Origin of the sequence: Nocardia sp. NPDC058658 (assembly GCF_042716665.1) — a bacterium.
Classification (GTDB): Bacteria; Actinomycetota; Actinomycetes; order Mycobacteriales; family Mycobacteriaceae; genus Nocardia.
The window spans coordinates 117199-132647 of the sequence record NZ_JBHXRR010000019.1; the positions used below are offsets into that span (position 1 = coordinate 117199).

Sequence of the window (15449 nt, forward strand, 5' to 3'; positions counted from 1 at the left end):
GTTGATGTGTCGTTGTTGCCGGGACTTCGAATGCGCCGCTACTGGACCGAACCGGCCAACTTGTCGGCGTACGGTGCGATGAATTTTCCGACGACAGGAAGCTCCGCGCGAGCACCGCCACTGTTGTTCGCCCGGACCATGGCCATGATCCAGACTGCGACTGTGAAGACCGAAAGCGCGAGTCCGGCGAGGCTGAAGATGATCCCCAGCGCGCCGAGGAGCGAACCGACGAGGCTCAAAACGATATTGAGCACCGACACCGCCCCGAAGAAGACGACCGACTGCGCGGCATGGAATTTCACGTCAGGATCGTTCTTCCCGACAAAGAGAAAGATGATCCCGGTGAGCCAGCCCAGCGCATACGACAGGATCGCGCTGGTCTTCTTGTCCAAGCCTGCGGACTGCGGCTGGTGCGGGGGAAGCTGAGAAGATGTCATGCGGCAAGTAAATGCCTCGTATGCCCCCTACCGATCCCAACTTTCGGCCTGACCCGCAGGTCGCGGCCAGCCGAGGTAGGAGCGGAGCCCAGACCGGGCCGCGGTCACTACCAGCGACGATTGCTGGCAGAGATCTAATCGCCACGGCTACGATGGTCCGTATGTCCCGCCTCGATCGCATCACCTCTGATCCGCAGATCTGCCATGGTCAGCCGGTAGTGCGCGGCCTACGGATCCCTGTGCAGAACATCCTGGAAATGATGGCTTCGGGCATGAGCGCCGAGGAAATCCTCGACGACTACCCAGACCTGGAATCCGACGACCTGCTCGCCGCGCTGGAGTTCGGTGCTATCGCCGCAGGCGGACACACCGTCGTCTCTGTCAGCGCAGCGTGAAGTTCCTGGTCGACGCGCAACTCCCGGCACGGCTCGCACGATTCCTGAATGACGCTGGGCACGATGCGCGGCACACATCGCAGTTGTTCGCAGGAAACCGCACCGCCGACGACCAGGTTGCGAAGATCGCCGACTCCGAGGACCGGGTAGTGGTCTCCAAGGATGCCGACTTCCGGATCTCGCACCAATTGCAGGGCCGGCCCCGCCGCCTTCTGGTCGTAGCTATGGGCAACATCAGCAACAACGGTCTACTCGCCGTGTTCGAGACACACCTGGACTCCATCGTGGCAGCGTTCGACGACGCCGACCGCGTCGAGATCCGACCCACCCAGATCGTGGCCTGGCAGCGGACGACACCGGAACAGGACAGCGGTCGGCGGTGAACCCGCATCCTCACCGAAGCTGCCACCTACCTGCGCCCCGGGGGACACGCCATGATCACCGCCCACCCTTGGCGCCAGCACGCCGAACTGGTCAACCTCTCCCGGCCTACATCCTCACCTGCGGCACCCTCGCTGGAGTCGTCCCCGTCGAACGCTGCGTCGCACTCCTCTGCCGCCTCGCCGACGGCGACCTCATCGCCCGCAGTTCCTTCTTCCAACCCGACTTCATCAGCAAACGACGCAATGCGGGCCTCCCGTTCCACCTGATCGCCCACGGAGACGTGATCGTCCTGCAAAGGCCTGAGAACTGCGCGAGTTCGCGGAAACTGTAGTAGCTACATCGACAACCGGAGTGGTCATCGGCCGGGCAGGTGTCTGGACCTGGCGAATGCACTGCATGAGGTTCAGCACCACTACAATTGAATCCGCGTCTAGCTAGTGTCCTGAGTCGTTAATTCGTTGGCAGTATGCGGCGAGAGTTTCCAGGATCTCGTCGGCGGTCTTGGTCCACACGAACGGTTTCGGGGCGGAGTTCCAGGCGTTGATCCAGGCTTGGATGTCAGCTTTGAGTTCGATGACGCTGCGGTGGGCTGATCGGCGGAGTTTGCGGCTGGTCAGTTCGGCGAACCATCGCTCCACCAGGTTCATCCAGGACGCCGAGGTCGGGGTGAAATGCAGGTGGAACCTGGGGTGGCGCAGCAGCCATTTCTTGACCTCGGGTGTCTTGTGGGTGGCGTAGTTGTCCAGGACCAGGTGGAGGTCGAACTCGCCCGGCACGGCCGCGTCGATGGCTTTGAGGAACCGCAGAAACTCCTGGTGGCGGTGGCGTGGATACATTTCGGCGATGACCGACCCGCTGGCGAGGTCGAACGCGGCGAACAGGTTGGTGGTGCCGTTGCGCACGTAGTCGTGAGTCATCCGCGCTGGCGTGGTGGGCATGATCGGTAGCGTCGGTGCGGTCCGATCCAGGGCTTGGATCTGCGATTTCTCGTCTACGCATATCACCAAGGCGTTCTCGGGCGGGTTCATGTAGAGCCCGACCACGTCACGGACCTTGTCGATGAACTGCGGATCGGTCGAGAGTTTCCAGGTTTCCACGACGTGTGGTTTGAGCCCGAACGCGCGCCAGATCCGCGAGATCGCGGTCTGTGACATGCCTGTTTCGGTGGCCATCGAACGGGTTGACCAGTGCGAATCATTGTTCGCGGGTGTCGATTCCAGTGTTTTGGTGATGACCTGGTCGATCTGTTCGTCGGTGATCTTGCGTGGTGCGCCCGGTCGCGGCTCGTCGGCCAGGCCCTCGAGTCGGCCGGTCAAGAACCGAGTTCGCCACTTGCGCACCATGTCTCGTGAGATACCGAGTTGCTCCGAGACTGCGGTGTTCGAGCCGCCTTCGGCGCAGGCGAGCACGATCCGTGACCGAATCGCTAACGCTTGTGCGGTTTTTCGGCGTCGTGACCATCCCGTCAGGACCTGACGTTCGGTATCGGTCAGCACCACGGGCTCGGCCTTCGGCGTTGGCATTTACTCAGCCTAAACTGTCGATAAATTTACGACTCAGGACACTAGTATCGGCATCTACTCCCGGGATTGGATGGCGGGGTTGACGTAGCGGTCGGACTCTTGTCCCTGGTCCCCGCAATGCGGGGTAGGCGCACCTGAAGCGTTAGGCAAGTGGGAGTGATCGGCGGGGCGGCTTGTGCCGCTCCACTGTTCACGCCCCGGTCGTAGCTTCGCCCCACGCGCCGGAGGTCGGGCGATCGCGGGGACCGGTTGGCGTTGTGCGCCGAGGCCATCACCGCGATCGCGCGGCGCAACTGACTTGGGCCCCGCTGGCTGGTCCAGGCACCTTTGCTCGGTCTGGTTAAGTGGAGGCCGTGACTCCGACGAGTAGCATCCTCCGCGTTCGCACCTTCGAGGGTTTGTATCTTGCGGCCACGCTCGTCACCGCCTACCGGCCATCGGGTCTCGCGGTCGTGATGGTGCACGGTGGAAGCGGCTGCGCGACAGCCCGACCTGTGGACGGCTGTGCGCGGTGAAGGCGCTGCGCGAAGTGGGTGCCAGCGTGGTGCAGGTCGAAGACAAGGTCCCGCTCGTCTTTCCCGGTCGGGGCGGGGTGCTGCGCGATCCGAACAACTTCAATCGGACATGGCGCAATGCCAGGGGCACGTTATATCGGGATGTCACGCAGTACACGTTCCGGAAGGCGGTAGCGACGCTGATCGCCGAGACATCGGATTCGAAGACCGCCGCGAAACAGCTGGGGCACTCTCGTGAGGCGGTCACCGAACGGCACTACATCGCTTCGCCAGAACAGGCGCCGGACTCATCGGCGGCGCTGGAGCTGGGGTTCGGTACGTCGGGCTGACAACGACGTTCTAGGTGGCGAATTCTTGGTGTTTTCTTGGTGGCGGCCCGAAAATGCGGGATAAACGAATAAATCCCCTGACCATAGTGCCTGGTCAGAGGATTTTTTCTGCTCCCCCATCTGGACTCGAACCAGAAACCTGCCGATTAACAGTCGGCTGCTCTGCCAATTGAGCTATAGGGGATTGCCCTGGGTGGTTGGACTCAGGCGGTCTGCCTTGGCGGGCTGACCGAGATGAAACTTTAGCGCATCGTGTCGCGGGAACCCAAATCGGGGCGCTACCTGCGGACATGTGGCGGATAACGATGTGTCGTCGAACGGTGGCCGGATCGACACGGGTGGGGCGGCTGGGGCAGGATAGAGCCCGCACACAGACGTGGGAGGAGCTCCAGGAGATGCTGCGGTTGATCATCGGCGTAGCGGCCGGTTATGTGCTTGGCACGAAGGCCGGTCGGGCGCGCTACGAGCAGATCACTGCGGCCTCGCGAGCGGTCGCGGGCAGTCCGGTGACGAAGAAGCTGGTGTCGGTGAGCCGGCAGAAGCTGTCGGACAAGCTGAGCACCCAACCGAAGCTGGAGCCGATGGAGCCGATAGACGAGCGAACCACCGTCTTGATTCCGCACAACCAACTCCGTCGCTGAGCCGAATCCATCTACACCACAGATGCTTTCACTCTGAGTAACTCGCGCTAGCGATCGGTCAGGCACGATAGTCTGACGCTATGTATGGACACAGAAGTGCCGCTTTGTTCGCAAGCGTGGCCGTGGTTGCGGTGATGGCGACCGGGTGTTCGAACTCCAGCACCGCTGACGGCGAGTCCACGCCCAGCACCACCACGTCGGTCGCGGCCGCGAAACCGACCGGCACGCCTATCGGCACGGCGACGATGCAGGTGACAGGTGGCGCGGGTCCGGTGACGATCCGCTACTCGATCAACGGCGCGCCCGAGCAGACCGAGACCGATGTGACATTGCCCTGGTCGAAGGACTATCCGGTCTATGACCAGGTGCAGTCCTCGGTCAGTGCCAAGGGCGCGTCGGCTTGCACCATCACTATGAAGGGGATGTTGGTGGCGATGAAGAACGAAGCCGATCCGACGTGCACTTTCGCCTACTACGGGTAGCCGGTTCGCGGCCACTCGGTCGGCGAGTGTCGGTGGTGGGCCGGTACTCCACTAGGCTCGGCGAAACTACCGCTCACCTGAACCGATGTACGGGGGAACCCTATGACCGATCCGAACACCGTCGGCGCCGCACCGGTGCCGTTGTTCAGCGCCCCGATCCACAGTGAGGCGAAGGCGGATCCCGGCGAGCCCGTCCCCGGAAACCTGTTTCCGACCTTCTTGACCGCCGCCGGAGACGAAGACCCCACCAACTGAGGAGAATCCAACCTTCGGCGAGGACGAGTCGGGGGCGGATAACCTGGGGCGCAGCCACATGGGTGCGAAGGAGTGGTGATGGAGTTCGAGCCGGGGGCGGTCCTTGCGGGATACCGCATCGAACGCAGGCTCGGCGGTGGGGGAATGGGTGCGGTCTATCTGGCCCAGCATCCACGACTTCCGCGCCGGGACGCGCTGAAGGTGCTCGATGCGCGACTGGCCGTGGAACCGACGTTTCGGGCGCGGTTCGAGCGTGAAGCCGACCTGGCCGCCCGGCTGCGGCACCCGAATGTGGTGCAGATCTTCGATCGTGGGGTCGACGATGATCGACTGTGGATCGCGATGCAGTTCGTGGACGGGCTCGACGCCGCGCAGTTGCTGCGCCAGGGGCTGTCGGTGCTCACGCCGGAGCGCGCGGTGCGCATCGTCGCCGAGGCGGCGCGGGGACTGGACTACGCGCATCGACAGGGGCTGTTGCATCGGGACATCAAACCGGCGAACCTGCTGATCGCGCGTGCCGACGACGGCACCGACGAGGTGTTGGTCACCGACTTCGGGATCGCTCGAAGTATGGGGGAGACAACAAGTCTCACGTCGGCGGGCTCGGTGCTCGGCACCCTCGCCTATGCGGCACCCGAACAACTGGAGGGTCATCCGCTCGACGTGCGCACCGATGTGTACGCCCTCGGCGGCACCCTCTATGAACTGCTCACCGGGTTCGTCCCGTTCCAGCGGGAGAGCGCGGCCGCGTTGATCAGCGCGCATCTGATCGAACCGCCGCCGCGCCCGTCGGCCGGTAATCCGGCGCTGCCGATTGCCCTGGACGCGGTGATCGCGCGGGCGATGGCGAAGAAGCCCGACGATCGGTACGCCAGCTGCGGTGAACTCGCTGACGCGGCGGTCGCGGCGCTCACCGGCAGGCCGGTGGTGTCGGATACCGCTGTGCTGCTGCGTGATCCGACTCCACCCTCGCGAACACGAAAAGTCCTGGCCGGGGTCGCTGCCGCGGCAGTGGTGGCCGGGGTGACCGCGTTCGCCGTGCTCACTGCCAAGGATCGGGTGGGCTCGGACGCGCCGATGACCACGCCGAGCATCGAGATCGGTGCGGTCCCTGAGAGTCCGAAGGCGGCGACGGTCCTACGCCCTTGGCTCGACGATGTCCTCGCCGGTGACACGAGCGCGTTGATCCGTAAGTGCTGGACCCAGTCACCCGCTGAGATCCCCACGATGTACGGCGACGTCGAGCAGATCATCGATGCGGTGCGCCGCGCAGGCACCCTCGGTCGGTTCGGCCCGTTCTGGGAGAATGACGAACTCCGGGTGAGCTTGCGCCCCAGCGAGTTACGGTCCTTCTACGGCTGCCCGATCGTCAGCGAGCGATCGGCGACCGGGCTCACCGACGAGCAGGCCCGCTACACCGTCGAACGCTATCTGAGCCGGGTTGTCGGCGATCCGGTGAATCCGGCCGATGTGGAACCGGACTACCCGCTGCTGTGTAGCGGTGCTCAGCCCGGCACCGTGCTGTCCGGGGTGCGTCGCTTCGAGGACAAGGCGCTCACGGTCCGCGCCGGGTCGACGGTGACCGTCAGCGCACCGGTGACCGGTGTCGACGGTGCGAAGAAGACGGTCGACTTCGCTCTCGACCAGGCCGCGAACGGCTACTGCATCTCCCGGATCGTATGAGCCTCACGGCACTGCGAGTGCCCGCGCTTGTCGGCTGATGAGAGTGCCGAAAAGCGCCGCGAGCGGGGTCATCAACACCGCGTAGACGGCGGCGGGGACGGCGATGCGGGAGCTGTCGAGCACGCTGATGGCCAGGGTGATCGCGATGGCGCTGTTGTGGACACCGATCTCCATCGACGATGCGATCGCCTGCGGTGTCGCGATCCCGAACGCGCGTGGCACGAGGTAGCCGGTGGTGAGGCTGATCAGGCAGAACAGTGCGGTGATCGCGCCGACGTCGAAGAGGTAGCCGCTCAGTGCCGCTCGGTCGGCGATCATGGTGGCGATCACGATCGTGGCGAGGATCGCGATCGAGGCGATGCGAACCGGTAGGTCCATCTTCGCCGCGAAGTCCGGTGCGCGACGCCGAACCTGCATGCCGATCAGGACCGGGATCAACACGATCGCGATCACCTGCACCGTCTTGCCGAACTGCAGGCCCAGAGTGGCTGCCTCGTCGCGGGCGAACTGATGGATCGCGAAGTTGGTGACCAGCGGGACGGTCACCACGCACAGCACCGAATTGACCGCTGTCAGCGTTACATTGAGCGCTACGTCCCCGCGGAACAGGTGGCTGAACAGGTTTGCGGTGGCGCCGCCGGGCGAGGCGGCGAGCAGCATCATGCCCACCGCGAGCAGCGGCTGCAGATCGAACAGCTTCACCAAGCCGAACGCCACCACGGGCAGCAGGATCACCTGGCAGGTCAGGGCGACCGCGACCGCTTTCGGAGCTCGCAGCACCCGGGTGAAATCGGCTGCGGTGAGCGATAGTCCGAGGCCGAACATGATCACGGCCAGGGCCGGAGGCAGGGCTGTGGAGACAAGGGAGGAGTTCATAGACCACCGATCGTCGGGAAATCACCCTAACCAAAGGCACTGCCCGCGCGTGGGGCGAATGCGCACCGGAATCGGTGTGGGAAGGTGGCTGGGTGCGACAGTGGCGGGGCGAGAGCGGGTCGGAGCGACCCATCTCAGGGGCAACCCCTGGGAGTTTGTTGTCAGTCGGTCTCAGCGTCCAGAGCTCGGGCGCACGCTTCGCGTGCCTCGCAGCACTGCGAACGAAGGATTCTGGTCGCCCCGTCACTGTCGCATTCCGATGAGCCGGGCAATCGAGTCCGAACTGGCCGGGTGGCTGGCACTTTCGTTCGACCAACTCGGCGACGGGTGGGGGTTGTCGACGCTGGCCGAGGCGTTCGCCGAGGTGATCGAACCGGGTCGGGCGCAGGAGATCGCGGGTCGGGTGATCGACCTCATGCCGGTCGAACCGGTGGATCCGGTGAACACGTTGCGCCGGGTGCTGGTCGACCTGCCGAAGCTCGCGACGACCGTCGTTTCCCTCGAACCCGTGTCGATGCGGTTCGGTGCGGTCGAGATCCCGGACCTCGCCGCACTGGCCCAGTTGCTGAACGTGACGCCGACCGAGCTCGAGTGGTTCGCCGATCGGGGCGGCTGGTTGCGGCACGCGTCACAACCGTTGTCGCACTACCGATATCGGCGATTGCCGAAGGCGGCCGGGGTGCGGGTCGTCGAGGCGCCGAAGGTGCGGTTGCGGGAGATCCAGCGCCGGATCCTGCATCGGGTTCTCGCGGGCATCCCCGCTGATCGCGCGTGTCACGGCTTCGAGAAGGGGTGCAGCGCGGCAACTTTCGCAGCCCCGCACGCCGGATCCGAGGTGGTGGTCAGACAGGACCTGCGTGACTTCTTTCCGACGATCCTTGTAGCACGGGTGCGCGCGGTGTTCGCGGCCTGCGGTTATTCCTCGGTCGTCGCCCGCGTCCTCGCCGAACTGTGCACCACCGCGACACCGGTGGCCGAACTGCGTGGGCTCGGCTATTCCCAGCGCACCCTGCTCGCCGCCCGCCACCTCCCGCAGGGCGCCCCGACCTCGCCGCGCTTGGCCAACCTCGTCGCCCGCAGCCTCGATCGCCGCCTGACCGGCTACGCGCACCGCCACGGCCTGACCTACACCCGCTACGCCGACGACCTCGCTTTCTCTGGCAACGCTGACCTCGACACCGCCCGGCTGATCTGGACGGTGACCCGAATAGCGCGCGACGAGGGCTTCACCGTGCACACCGGCAAAACTCTGATCCGCCGCGCCCACCAGCGACAAGTACTGGCAGGCCTCGTCGTCAACGATTCCCCAGCCGCGCCCCGCGACCGCTACGACGCCGTCCGCGCCCTCCTGCACAACTGCGCACGGACCGGCGCCACGGCACAGAACATCAACGGCCACAACGACTTCCGGGCCCACGTCTGCGGCCTGATCTCCTGGATCGGCGAAACCGCCCCGCACCGCCGCGACAAACTCCTGACGATGGCCGATCGAGTCGACTGGACCACCTGACAGCCTGGAATCAGACGACGATGACCCGACGCCCACGGGAATGACCGGCCTGGCTGTCGATGTGCGCCGCGGCGGCCTCGGCCAGGGTGTACGACTTCTCGACCGGGATCCGGAGCTTTCCCTGTGAAATGAGCGCGGCGGCCTCGGCAAGTGCCGCCGGCACGCTCCCGGCCACGCCGGAGAACCGGACCCCGAACTTCGGCGCATCGAGGTCGGCGATGGAGACGACCCGCTGCGGGTCCCCGGTCAGTTCGACGAGCTCGCGGATCACCCCCGAGCCGGCCAGATCGAGGGCGGCGTCGACGGAGCCGAGTTGTCGCACCCGCTCGACCCAGCCTTCGCCGTACGTGGTGGTGCGGGCGCCCAGGCTCCGCAGATAGTCCTGGTTCGCGGCCCCGGCGGTGCCGATCACCGTGATGCCGCGTTCGCGCGCGATCTGCAGCACCGCCGATCCGACACCCCCGGACGCACCGCTGACCAGCAGCGTCTGTCCGGCCAGCACACCGACCTCATCGATGACGCGCAGCGCGGTCTCCACCACGGAGGGGTACCCCGCGGCCTCCTCGAAGGTCAGTCCCGACGGCATTCGCGCCCAGGCGGTCAGCACGGCGAACTCGGCATAGGTGCCTGCGCCTTCGCCGAACACAGAGTCGCCGACCTCGACATCTTCGACGCCGTCGCCGACCTGGTCCACCACCCCGGCGGCGTCCAGTCCGACGCCGGCGGGCAGCTCGAGCGGGTGCGCACCGAGGACCTGGCCTTCGCGCAGCCGCCAGTCGACGGGGTTGACGCCCGCCGCCCGCACGGCGATGCGTATCTGGCCGGGGCCCGCGGCGGGCTCCTCGGCATCTATGAGTTGCAGAACGTCCGGACCGCCGAACTCGGCGAAGCTCACTTTCTTCATGGTCGAAACAGTAGCACTAACGGTTAGTGTTTTGAAACCGTTATGACTTCATAACTGATCCAGGTTCGTCACTGGTAGCCTCCTGGCATGACCGTGCCGACCGGACGTCGTGAGCGTAAGAAAGCAGCGACCCGCCAGAAGATCGCCGACACCGCTCTGCGGCTCTTCCTGGAACGTGGGTACGACGAGGTGGGTATTCGCGACGTGGCCGCGGAGGCCGACGTGGCCGTCACCACGCTGTTCGCCCACTTCGCCTCCAAAGAGGCTCTGGTGTTCGACCGGGACGAAGACTTCGAGCAGGGGCTCGTGCGGGCGGTCACCGGCCGGGCGCCCCACGAACCGCTCATCCCCGCGCTGCGTCGCGAGATCCATGCCATGGTGCGACATTGCACGGCGGACGGCGCCTCTCCGCTATGGCACATGATCGATGAGTCGTCCGCGCTGCGTAGGTATGGAGAGTCGATGCGGCTGCGGCATGCGGAGGCGCTGGCAGCGGCCATCGCTGCCGATCCTGAACTCGCGCAGACCGAGACGGCGAGCGCGACGATCGCTCGGTTCGTGATCGACGCGTATTCGCTGGCTCGGGAGGCTGCTGATCCGGAAGCCGCGGTGGACGAGATCTTCCGGATGATCGAGGCGGCCTGGGAAGCTACCCGCCCTGGAGTTCCCGCGTAGTTCCTGTGTGTTCAACCTTTGCGGCGCCGGCAAGTCGTAAAACGCTGTCTCGCAGCACTTTCTGTGCCTCTTCTTGCGTCATTCGACCAGCCCTGACCTCATCGCCCGCGGCATGGCTGACCGCGACGATCACCGTGACGAGCCACTGCGCCGCCACGGTGGTGTCGAACTCGCCCGCGTGCTGGCCGCGGGTGACGAGCCGGAGCAGGCGGTCGTTGATGGGGAGGTGGCGGTCTTCGTCTCGCTGGCGGGCGAAGGAGCCGACGTGGTTGGCCAGTGGTGACACCCGGAAGAACCGCCAGCCCACATCCAGCATCCGCAGCAGTGCGTCGGTCGCGGGGCCGCTGTCGAGGTCGGCGGCGCGCATGGCCTCGACGGCCTGTCCTGTCGTGCGATCGATGACAGCGTTGATCAGGTCGTCACGAGAAGTGAAGTGCGCGTAGACAGTTTGCCGTGTCACGCCCGCTTCGGCGGCGATCGCGGCCATGCCCGCGTCGGGCTGGATCGCGAGCAGGCGGGTGGCGGCATCGAGGACGGCGGCTTTGCTGCGCGTGGCGTCGGCACGCCGCTTCGGTTCCCGCGATTCGGTCAAAATCTTACACCCTTGTCAAAGTTGCCTGGTTCCGCTTAACCTTTACATCACTGTAAGAATTCTACGGCTGGAGTGCCATGGACCCCGCACCGCCCCGCTCACCCGAGCGGTTCATCGCCGATTTCTTCACCGAATTCACCGCCGCCGCCCTGGATGTCGACAACGACCCAGCTGAGGTCGTCGACCGTTTCCACACCCCCGATGTCGTCCAGATCGCCGACGGCCTCCGGCTCGACCGGGACAGACTGATCGCTCACCTGCGTCCGGTGCGAAAGAACCTGCGCGACTACCGGTTCGAGATCCATGAGGTGATCGCCGATGGTGATCGGATCGCCGCGCGGATGACCATCCACGCCACGATGCGCAAGACGGGACCACTCACCACGGAGCTGTTCCTGTTCGGTGAGTTCACCGCCGACGGCAGGCTTCGCCGTGCCGACCAGCTCACTCGCACCCTCTGACCCAGGAGATCTGTCGTGCTCATCCGCTCGCTCGCCCTGCTCACTACCGGACTCCTGGCCGGCGCATTCGGTTACGGCGCAGCCAATCTCGTTCCGACCTTCCATCGCGTGCCGCTGCAGATGCGCCTGGAATTCCACACCGAACTGATGCAGAACAACAGCATCAGCATGCAGGCCACGATGGCGGCCGCAGCATTGAGTTGTCTGGCTGTGGCCGTGCTCGCGACCGGCAGGCATCGGGTCGTCGCGGCGGCCGCGACGGCACTGGTGATCGCCTCGTTCGCGATCACCAGATTGGGCAATGTGCCGATCAATCACCAGATCAACCGGTGGGTACTCGAGGGCGCCCCGGCGGACTACGCCGCGATCCTCACCCGCTGGGATATGTTCCATTTCCTGCGCACCGGAACAGCATTGGCCGCCTTCGTGCTCGTCATCGTGCTGGTTGTCCGCGCGTCGCGGGTCGCTGAGTAATGGTGCGGCCCGCGTGGCGGACCATTTCGGCGAGAACCTCGAGATCGATGTCGTCGACGGACTTGAACGACACACTGGCCGAGCCGATCTTGACCTTGCCGAGGCGCGGGCCGTACACCGCTGCGAGGTAGCGACGGTCCTCGGCGGCGTTCACATAAACGCTGAGATAGTTCTTCTGCTGCGCGATCCCTCAAAGGTCACTTGTGGTTACTGAGTCACCGATGGAGAATGAGGGGCGACCTGGAAGAACATACTTAAGAGGAACCGCACAGTGACCACTCGACTCACCGGCACCCCCGATGACGCGGATCTCGCCCGCTCCGACTCACTGGCCCGCGAGATCTTCTCCGACATCGCCAACAAGTGGGCTCTGCTGATCGTCGAATACATCGGCGACAACACCCTGCGGTTCAGCGAGTTGCGGGATCTCGTCGAAGGCATCAGCCACAAAATGCTCACCCAGAATCTGCGGATGCTCGAGCGCAACGGTCTGGTCGAACGCACCGTTTACCCGACCGTGCCGCCGAAAGTCGAGTACAAACTCACCGAGTCCGGCCAGGCCCTGCGCGCCACCATTGACGGGATGTGCATGTGGACGCAGCGCTACTTCGACCACATCGAAGAGTCCCGCCGCCGCTTCGACGCCTGAGGGCTCAGGGCACGACCAGGCCGGATTCGTAAGCGAGAACGACCAATTGGGCTCGGTCGCGGACGTGGAGTTTTGTCATGGCCCGGTTGATGTGGGTTTTGGCGGTGTGGGGGCTGATCACCATGTGGGCGGCGATGTCGTCGTTGGACAGGCCCTGCGCGACGAGGGCGACGGCTTCGCGTTCGCGGGTGGTCAGTTCGTTCAGGGTGGCGCCGGGGATGCGCGGCTGGGCGATGTAGCGCTGGATGAGGCGGCGGGTGATCGAGGGGGCGAGTAGGGCGTCACCGCGGGCGGCCACGCGGATGGCGTGGAGGAAGTCCTCCGGTTCGATGTCTTTGACGAGGAAACCCGCGGCGCCCGCGCGCAGGGCCTCGAGGACGTATTCGTCGAGGCCGTAATTGGTGAGAATGACGACGTGGACGCCGGATAGGGCCGGGTCGGCGGCGATGCGGCGGGTGGCTTCGATGCCGTCGACCACCGGCATCTGGATGTCGATGAGGGCGATGTCGGGCAGGTGGGTGCGAGCCAGCTCGACACCTTCGAGACCGTCACCGGCTTCGGCGACGACTTCGATGTCGTCCTCGATGTCGAGCAGTGCGCGGAAGCCGCTGCGGATGAGCGGCTGGTCGTCGACGAGCAGGACCCGGATCATGTTCTGTCCAGGGGTAATTCGACGTGTACCGCAAAGCCGCCACCGGATCGCGGTGCGGCGTGGAGGTGGCCGCCGAGGGCAGTGACGCGTTCGCGCATGCCGAGCAAGCCGACTCCGGGGACGGGAACCGTTGCGGGACTGGCGGTTCCGTCGTCTTCGACATCGACGACGAGGCCGTCTGCGCCGTAATCGACGCGGACCGTGGCGGTCGTTGCGGCGGCATGGCGGGTGACGTTGGTGAGGGATTCCTGCACGATCCGGTAGGAGGTCCGGTCGACCGCGATGGGGACATCGGTGCGCGTGCCCTCGATCGTGAGGGTCACGTCCAGGCCCGTGGATCGATGGCGCTCGACCAGTTCGGGGAGGTGGGCAAGGCCTGGACGCGGGGAGGTGTCGTCGTCGCGCAGTACCTCCAGGGTCGCGCGCAGTTCGCGAGCCGCCTCGCGCCCGGCTTCGCGGATGGCCAACAGTGCGGCCGGAACCTCCTCGCCGCGCTTGCGCGCCACGTGCACGGCGGCCTCGGATTGCACCTTGATCACCGAGATCTGATGGGTGAGTGAATCGTGCAGCTCGCGCGCGATGTGCAGGCGTTCCTCGTCCGCCCGGCGACGCGCGGTTTCCTCTTTGGTCCGTTCGGCCTCATCGGCCCGGCGTTCGGCCTGGCGCAGCGCTTCACCCGCGGCACCTGCGGCGATCAACCAGGCGATCTCCAACGCGTCGCGGGCGCGCGAGAGTGACGCGGCGACGTCGTGCAGCGAAAACATGGCTGCCAGCGGGAGCGCCGCGATGAGTGCCACCGAGGCCAGTACCGCGACAACGTGGTGACCGGCGCGGACGGTGGAATACACGGCGAACAGGAAGGCGACGGCGGGCATGTCGACATCGAGTGCCTGATACCCGAACGCGCACAGCCCGGTCACGATCAGCACGGCGATTGGCGCACGTCGCCGTTCGATCAGCGCGAGGCCGCTGACAACGAGCAGCCCGTAGGCGAGGAGGTCGAGGGGTGAGCCGGAATGTTCCTTGGTGAGCCCGGTGACCAGCAAGATCGCCGCCACCCCGACGGCGATCATCCAGTCGACGACCCGTGCCCTGCTCATCCGTGAACCCTAGCCCGGCTCCCTTGCGACCGCGTCCAGCGCCAGGATGATCCTCGGACTACCGCGATCGTGGTAGTCCCGGCATTACCGCGCGCAGTCGCAGTATCCACCTACCACTCTCGTGGCAACGCGAATTGTCCACGGCCGCACGATGACCGAGCCACTGAAGACATCGACGATAGAACGGTCACCATCGGAACGGTCGCCCGCGACCAAGCCGCACGGCAAGCAGGTGCGTGCGACCGCGAACCCGACAATGTCGGGGCGCCAGAGAACGCACCAGATCGGGGTCGGACCGGTTTCGGGACATCGGCAACGACGACCGGACCGGTGACGACCGATGCCCGGCCACCGTGACCGGCGATCAGAACTCCGGCAACGCGCCGGGCTGACACGAAGGAGCACCCCATGTCCAGCCGCCCGCTCACCACAGCCACTGTCACACTGGCTTTCATCCTCATCGCCGCCGCACCCGCCTCGGCGGACACCATCACTCTCGCCGACTCCTACGGCATGACAACCGACCGTTTCTTCGCGACATCGGCCGCGCTCCTCGGCCTGGCCGCCGCGATCGTGGGTGCGTGGGCCGTGGTCCGTGCTGGAAGCTCGGCCAGATCGTCGGCCGCGATCGGTGGGGGCGCCGTCGCGGCGATCGTCGGCGTGATCGGCGTCGCGACCGCGGACGGCGGTCCCGGCACCGGAAACGGCATCGTCGGCGCGGCGATCGCGATCGTCCTCGGTGCACTGGCGGTCGCACTGGGCGCCCGCGCCCGCCTCCAGCGCTGATCAGTGAACCGAGATCAAGATCACCAGGCTTTCATCTTGGTTTTTAACCTGGGGTTTCGGTGTCGGTGGGTTTGCCGACCGCCGGACGGGGTGCTCGGTGCTTGTTCTTCGAGCCTGGTGGACGTC

Annotated in this window: 21 protein-coding genes and 1 tRNA gene; 13 read left to right on the forward strand and 9 right to left on the reverse strand. The window is 65.6% G+C overall.

Going from position 1 to position 15449, the window contains the following annotated elements; translation table 11 throughout:
- Positions 1–38 precede the first annotated feature (38 nt).
- Entirely contained in the window at positions 39–437 is a 399-nt protein-coding gene (locus ACFWUP_RS23435; RefSeq protein WP_379237622.1) for a DUF4870 domain-containing protein, read from the reverse strand.
- A 161-nt stretch (positions 438–598) separates the two neighbouring features.
- Between ACFWUP_RS23435 and ACFWUP_RS23440 the strand changes: the two genes are divergently transcribed.
- On the forward strand, positions 599–832 hold the full coding sequence (locus tag ACFWUP_RS23440; RefSeq protein WP_379237624.1) for a DUF433 domain-containing protein: 234 nt from the start codon (positions 599–601) through the stop codon (positions 830–832).
- Entirely contained in the window at positions 829–1215 is a 387-nt protein-coding gene (locus tag ACFWUP_RS23445; RefSeq protein ID WP_379237626.1) for a DUF5615 family PIN-like protein, read from the forward strand. Before ACFWUP_RS23440 ends, ACFWUP_RS23445 begins: the two co-directional genes overlap by 4 nt.
- Before the next feature lie 435 nt (positions 1216–1650).
- On the opposite strand, the gene ACFWUP_RS23450 is transcribed toward ACFWUP_RS23445, so the two are convergent.
- Entirely contained in the window at positions 1651–2739 is a 1089-nt protein-coding gene (locus ACFWUP_RS23450) for an IS630 family transposase (RefSeq protein WP_379237628.1), read from the reverse strand.
- 511 nt (positions 2740–3250) lie between these two features.
- On the opposite strand from ACFWUP_RS23450, the gene ACFWUP_RS23455 reads away from it, so the two are divergent.
- Positions 3251–3583 carry a hypothetical protein gene (locus tag ACFWUP_RS23455; protein WP_379237630.1) on the forward strand — a complete coding sequence of 111 codons (333 nt, stop codon included), beginning with the start codon at positions 3251–3253 and terminating at the stop codon, positions 3581–3583.
- 111 nt (positions 3584–3694) lie between these two features.
- Here the strand turns inward: ACFWUP_RS23455 and ACFWUP_RS23460 are convergent.
- A tRNA-Asn gene (locus tag ACFWUP_RS23460) sits at positions 3695–3767 on the reverse strand.
- A 211-nt stretch (positions 3768–3978) separates the two neighbouring features.
- Between ACFWUP_RS23460 and ACFWUP_RS23465 the strand changes: the two genes are divergently transcribed.
- From ACFWUP_RS23465 to ACFWUP_RS23480, 4 genes are all read left to right on the forward strand, one after another.
- Positions 3979–4224 (forward strand): hypothetical protein, encoded by a 246-nt coding sequence (locus ACFWUP_RS23465; RefSeq protein ID WP_379237632.1) that lies wholly within the window; start codon positions 3979–3981, stop codon positions 4222–4224.
- 116 nt (positions 4225–4340) lie between these two features.
- A complete protein-coding gene (locus ACFWUP_RS23470; RefSeq protein ID WP_379237634.1) occupies positions 4341–4706 on the forward strand; it encodes a hypothetical protein in 366 nt (121 codons plus the stop codon).
- A 102-nt stretch (positions 4707–4808) separates the two neighbouring features.
- Positions 4809–4961, forward strand: a complete 153-nt coding sequence (locus ACFWUP_RS23475; protein WP_379237636.1) for a hypothetical protein — start codon at positions 4809–4811, stop codon at positions 4959–4961.
- A gap of 78 nt (positions 4962–5039) precedes the next feature.
- The gene (locus ACFWUP_RS23480) at positions 5040–6644 is read left to right on the forward strand and encodes a serine/threonine-protein kinase (RefSeq protein WP_379237638.1); all 1605 of its coding nucleotides are present in this window, start codon (positions 5040–5042) and stop codon (positions 6642–6644) included.
- 3 nt (positions 6645–6647) lie between these two features.
- Here the strand turns inward: ACFWUP_RS23480 and ACFWUP_RS23485 are convergent, their stop codons facing one another.
- Positions 6648–7520, reverse strand: coding sequence for a bile acid:sodium symporter family protein (locus ACFWUP_RS23485; RefSeq protein ID WP_379237640.1), 873 nt, complete (start codon positions 7518–7520; stop codon positions 6648–6650).
- Between the two features lie 259 nt (positions 7521–7779).
- On the opposite strand from ACFWUP_RS23485, the gene ACFWUP_RS23490 reads away from it, so the two are divergent.
- Complete coding sequence (locus ACFWUP_RS23490; protein ID WP_379237642.1) at positions 7780–9030, forward strand: reverse transcriptase family protein; 1251 nt, start codon at positions 7780–7782, stop codon at positions 9028–9030.
- A gap of 10 nt (positions 9031–9040) precedes the next feature.
- Here the strand turns inward: ACFWUP_RS23490 and ACFWUP_RS23495 are convergent, their stop codons facing one another.
- Positions 9041–9934 (reverse strand): NADP-dependent oxidoreductase, encoded by an 894-nt coding sequence (locus ACFWUP_RS23495; protein ID WP_379237644.1) that lies wholly within the window; start codon positions 9932–9934, stop codon positions 9041–9043.
- Positions 9935–10021: 87 nt separating this feature from the next.
- On the opposite strand from ACFWUP_RS23495, the gene ACFWUP_RS23500 reads away from it, so the two are divergent.
- Entirely contained in the window at positions 10022–10609 is a 588-nt protein-coding gene (locus ACFWUP_RS23500; protein WP_379237646.1) for a TetR/AcrR family transcriptional regulator, read from the forward strand.
- On the opposite strand, the gene ACFWUP_RS23505 is transcribed toward ACFWUP_RS23500, so the two are convergent.
- Entirely contained in the window at positions 10584–11201 is a 618-nt protein-coding gene (locus tag ACFWUP_RS23505) for a TetR/AcrR family transcriptional regulator (RefSeq protein WP_379237648.1), read from the reverse strand. The two genes, ACFWUP_RS23500 and ACFWUP_RS23505, sit on opposite strands and share 26 nt — an antisense overlap.
- A 77-nt stretch (positions 11202–11278) precedes the next feature.
- On the opposite strand from ACFWUP_RS23505, the gene ACFWUP_RS23510 reads away from it, so the two are divergent.
- On the forward strand, positions 11279–11662 hold the full coding sequence (locus tag ACFWUP_RS23510) for a nuclear transport factor 2 family protein (RefSeq protein ID WP_379237650.1): 384 nt from the start codon (positions 11279–11281) through the stop codon (positions 11660–11662).
- A gap of 15 nt (positions 11663–11677) precedes the next feature.
- On the forward strand, positions 11678–12136 hold the full coding sequence (locus ACFWUP_RS23515) for an anthrone oxygenase family protein (RefSeq protein WP_379237652.1): 459 nt from the start codon (positions 11678–11680) through the stop codon (positions 12134–12136).
- On the opposite strand, the gene ACFWUP_RS23520 is transcribed toward ACFWUP_RS23515, so the two are convergent.
- Complete coding sequence (locus tag ACFWUP_RS23520) at positions 12096–12290, reverse strand: hypothetical protein (RefSeq protein ID WP_379237654.1); 195 nt, start codon at positions 12288–12290, stop codon at positions 12096–12098. The two genes, ACFWUP_RS23515 and ACFWUP_RS23520, sit on opposite strands and share 41 nt — an antisense overlap.
- A 117-nt stretch (positions 12291–12407) precedes the next feature.
- On the opposite strand from ACFWUP_RS23520, the gene ACFWUP_RS23525 reads away from it, so the two are divergent.
- Entirely contained in the window at positions 12408–12785 is a 378-nt protein-coding gene (locus ACFWUP_RS23525; RefSeq protein ID WP_379237656.1) for a winged helix-turn-helix transcriptional regulator, read from the forward strand.
- A 4-nt stretch (positions 12786–12789) separates the two neighbouring features.
- On the opposite strand, the gene ACFWUP_RS23530 is transcribed toward ACFWUP_RS23525, so the two are convergent.
- Together ACFWUP_RS23530 and ACFWUP_RS23535 are read right to left on the reverse strand one after the other, a co-directional pair.
- Complete coding sequence (locus ACFWUP_RS23530) at positions 12790–13437, reverse strand: response regulator (protein ID WP_379237658.1); 648 nt, start codon at positions 13435–13437, stop codon at positions 12790–12792.
- On the reverse strand, positions 13434–14537 hold the full coding sequence (locus tag ACFWUP_RS23535) for a sensor histidine kinase (protein ID WP_379237660.1): 1104 nt from the start codon (positions 14535–14537) through the stop codon (positions 13434–13436). The genes ACFWUP_RS23530 and ACFWUP_RS23535 overlap by 4 nt, the downstream gene beginning before the upstream one ends.
- 408 nt (positions 14538–14945) lie before the next feature.
- On the opposite strand from ACFWUP_RS23535, the gene ACFWUP_RS23540 reads away from it, so the two are divergent.
- On the forward strand, positions 14946–15323 hold the full coding sequence (locus ACFWUP_RS23540; protein ID WP_379237662.1) for a DUF6223 family protein: 378 nt from the start codon (positions 14946–14948) through the stop codon (positions 15321–15323).
- The last annotated feature ends 126 nt before the right edge of the window (positions 15324–15449 follow it).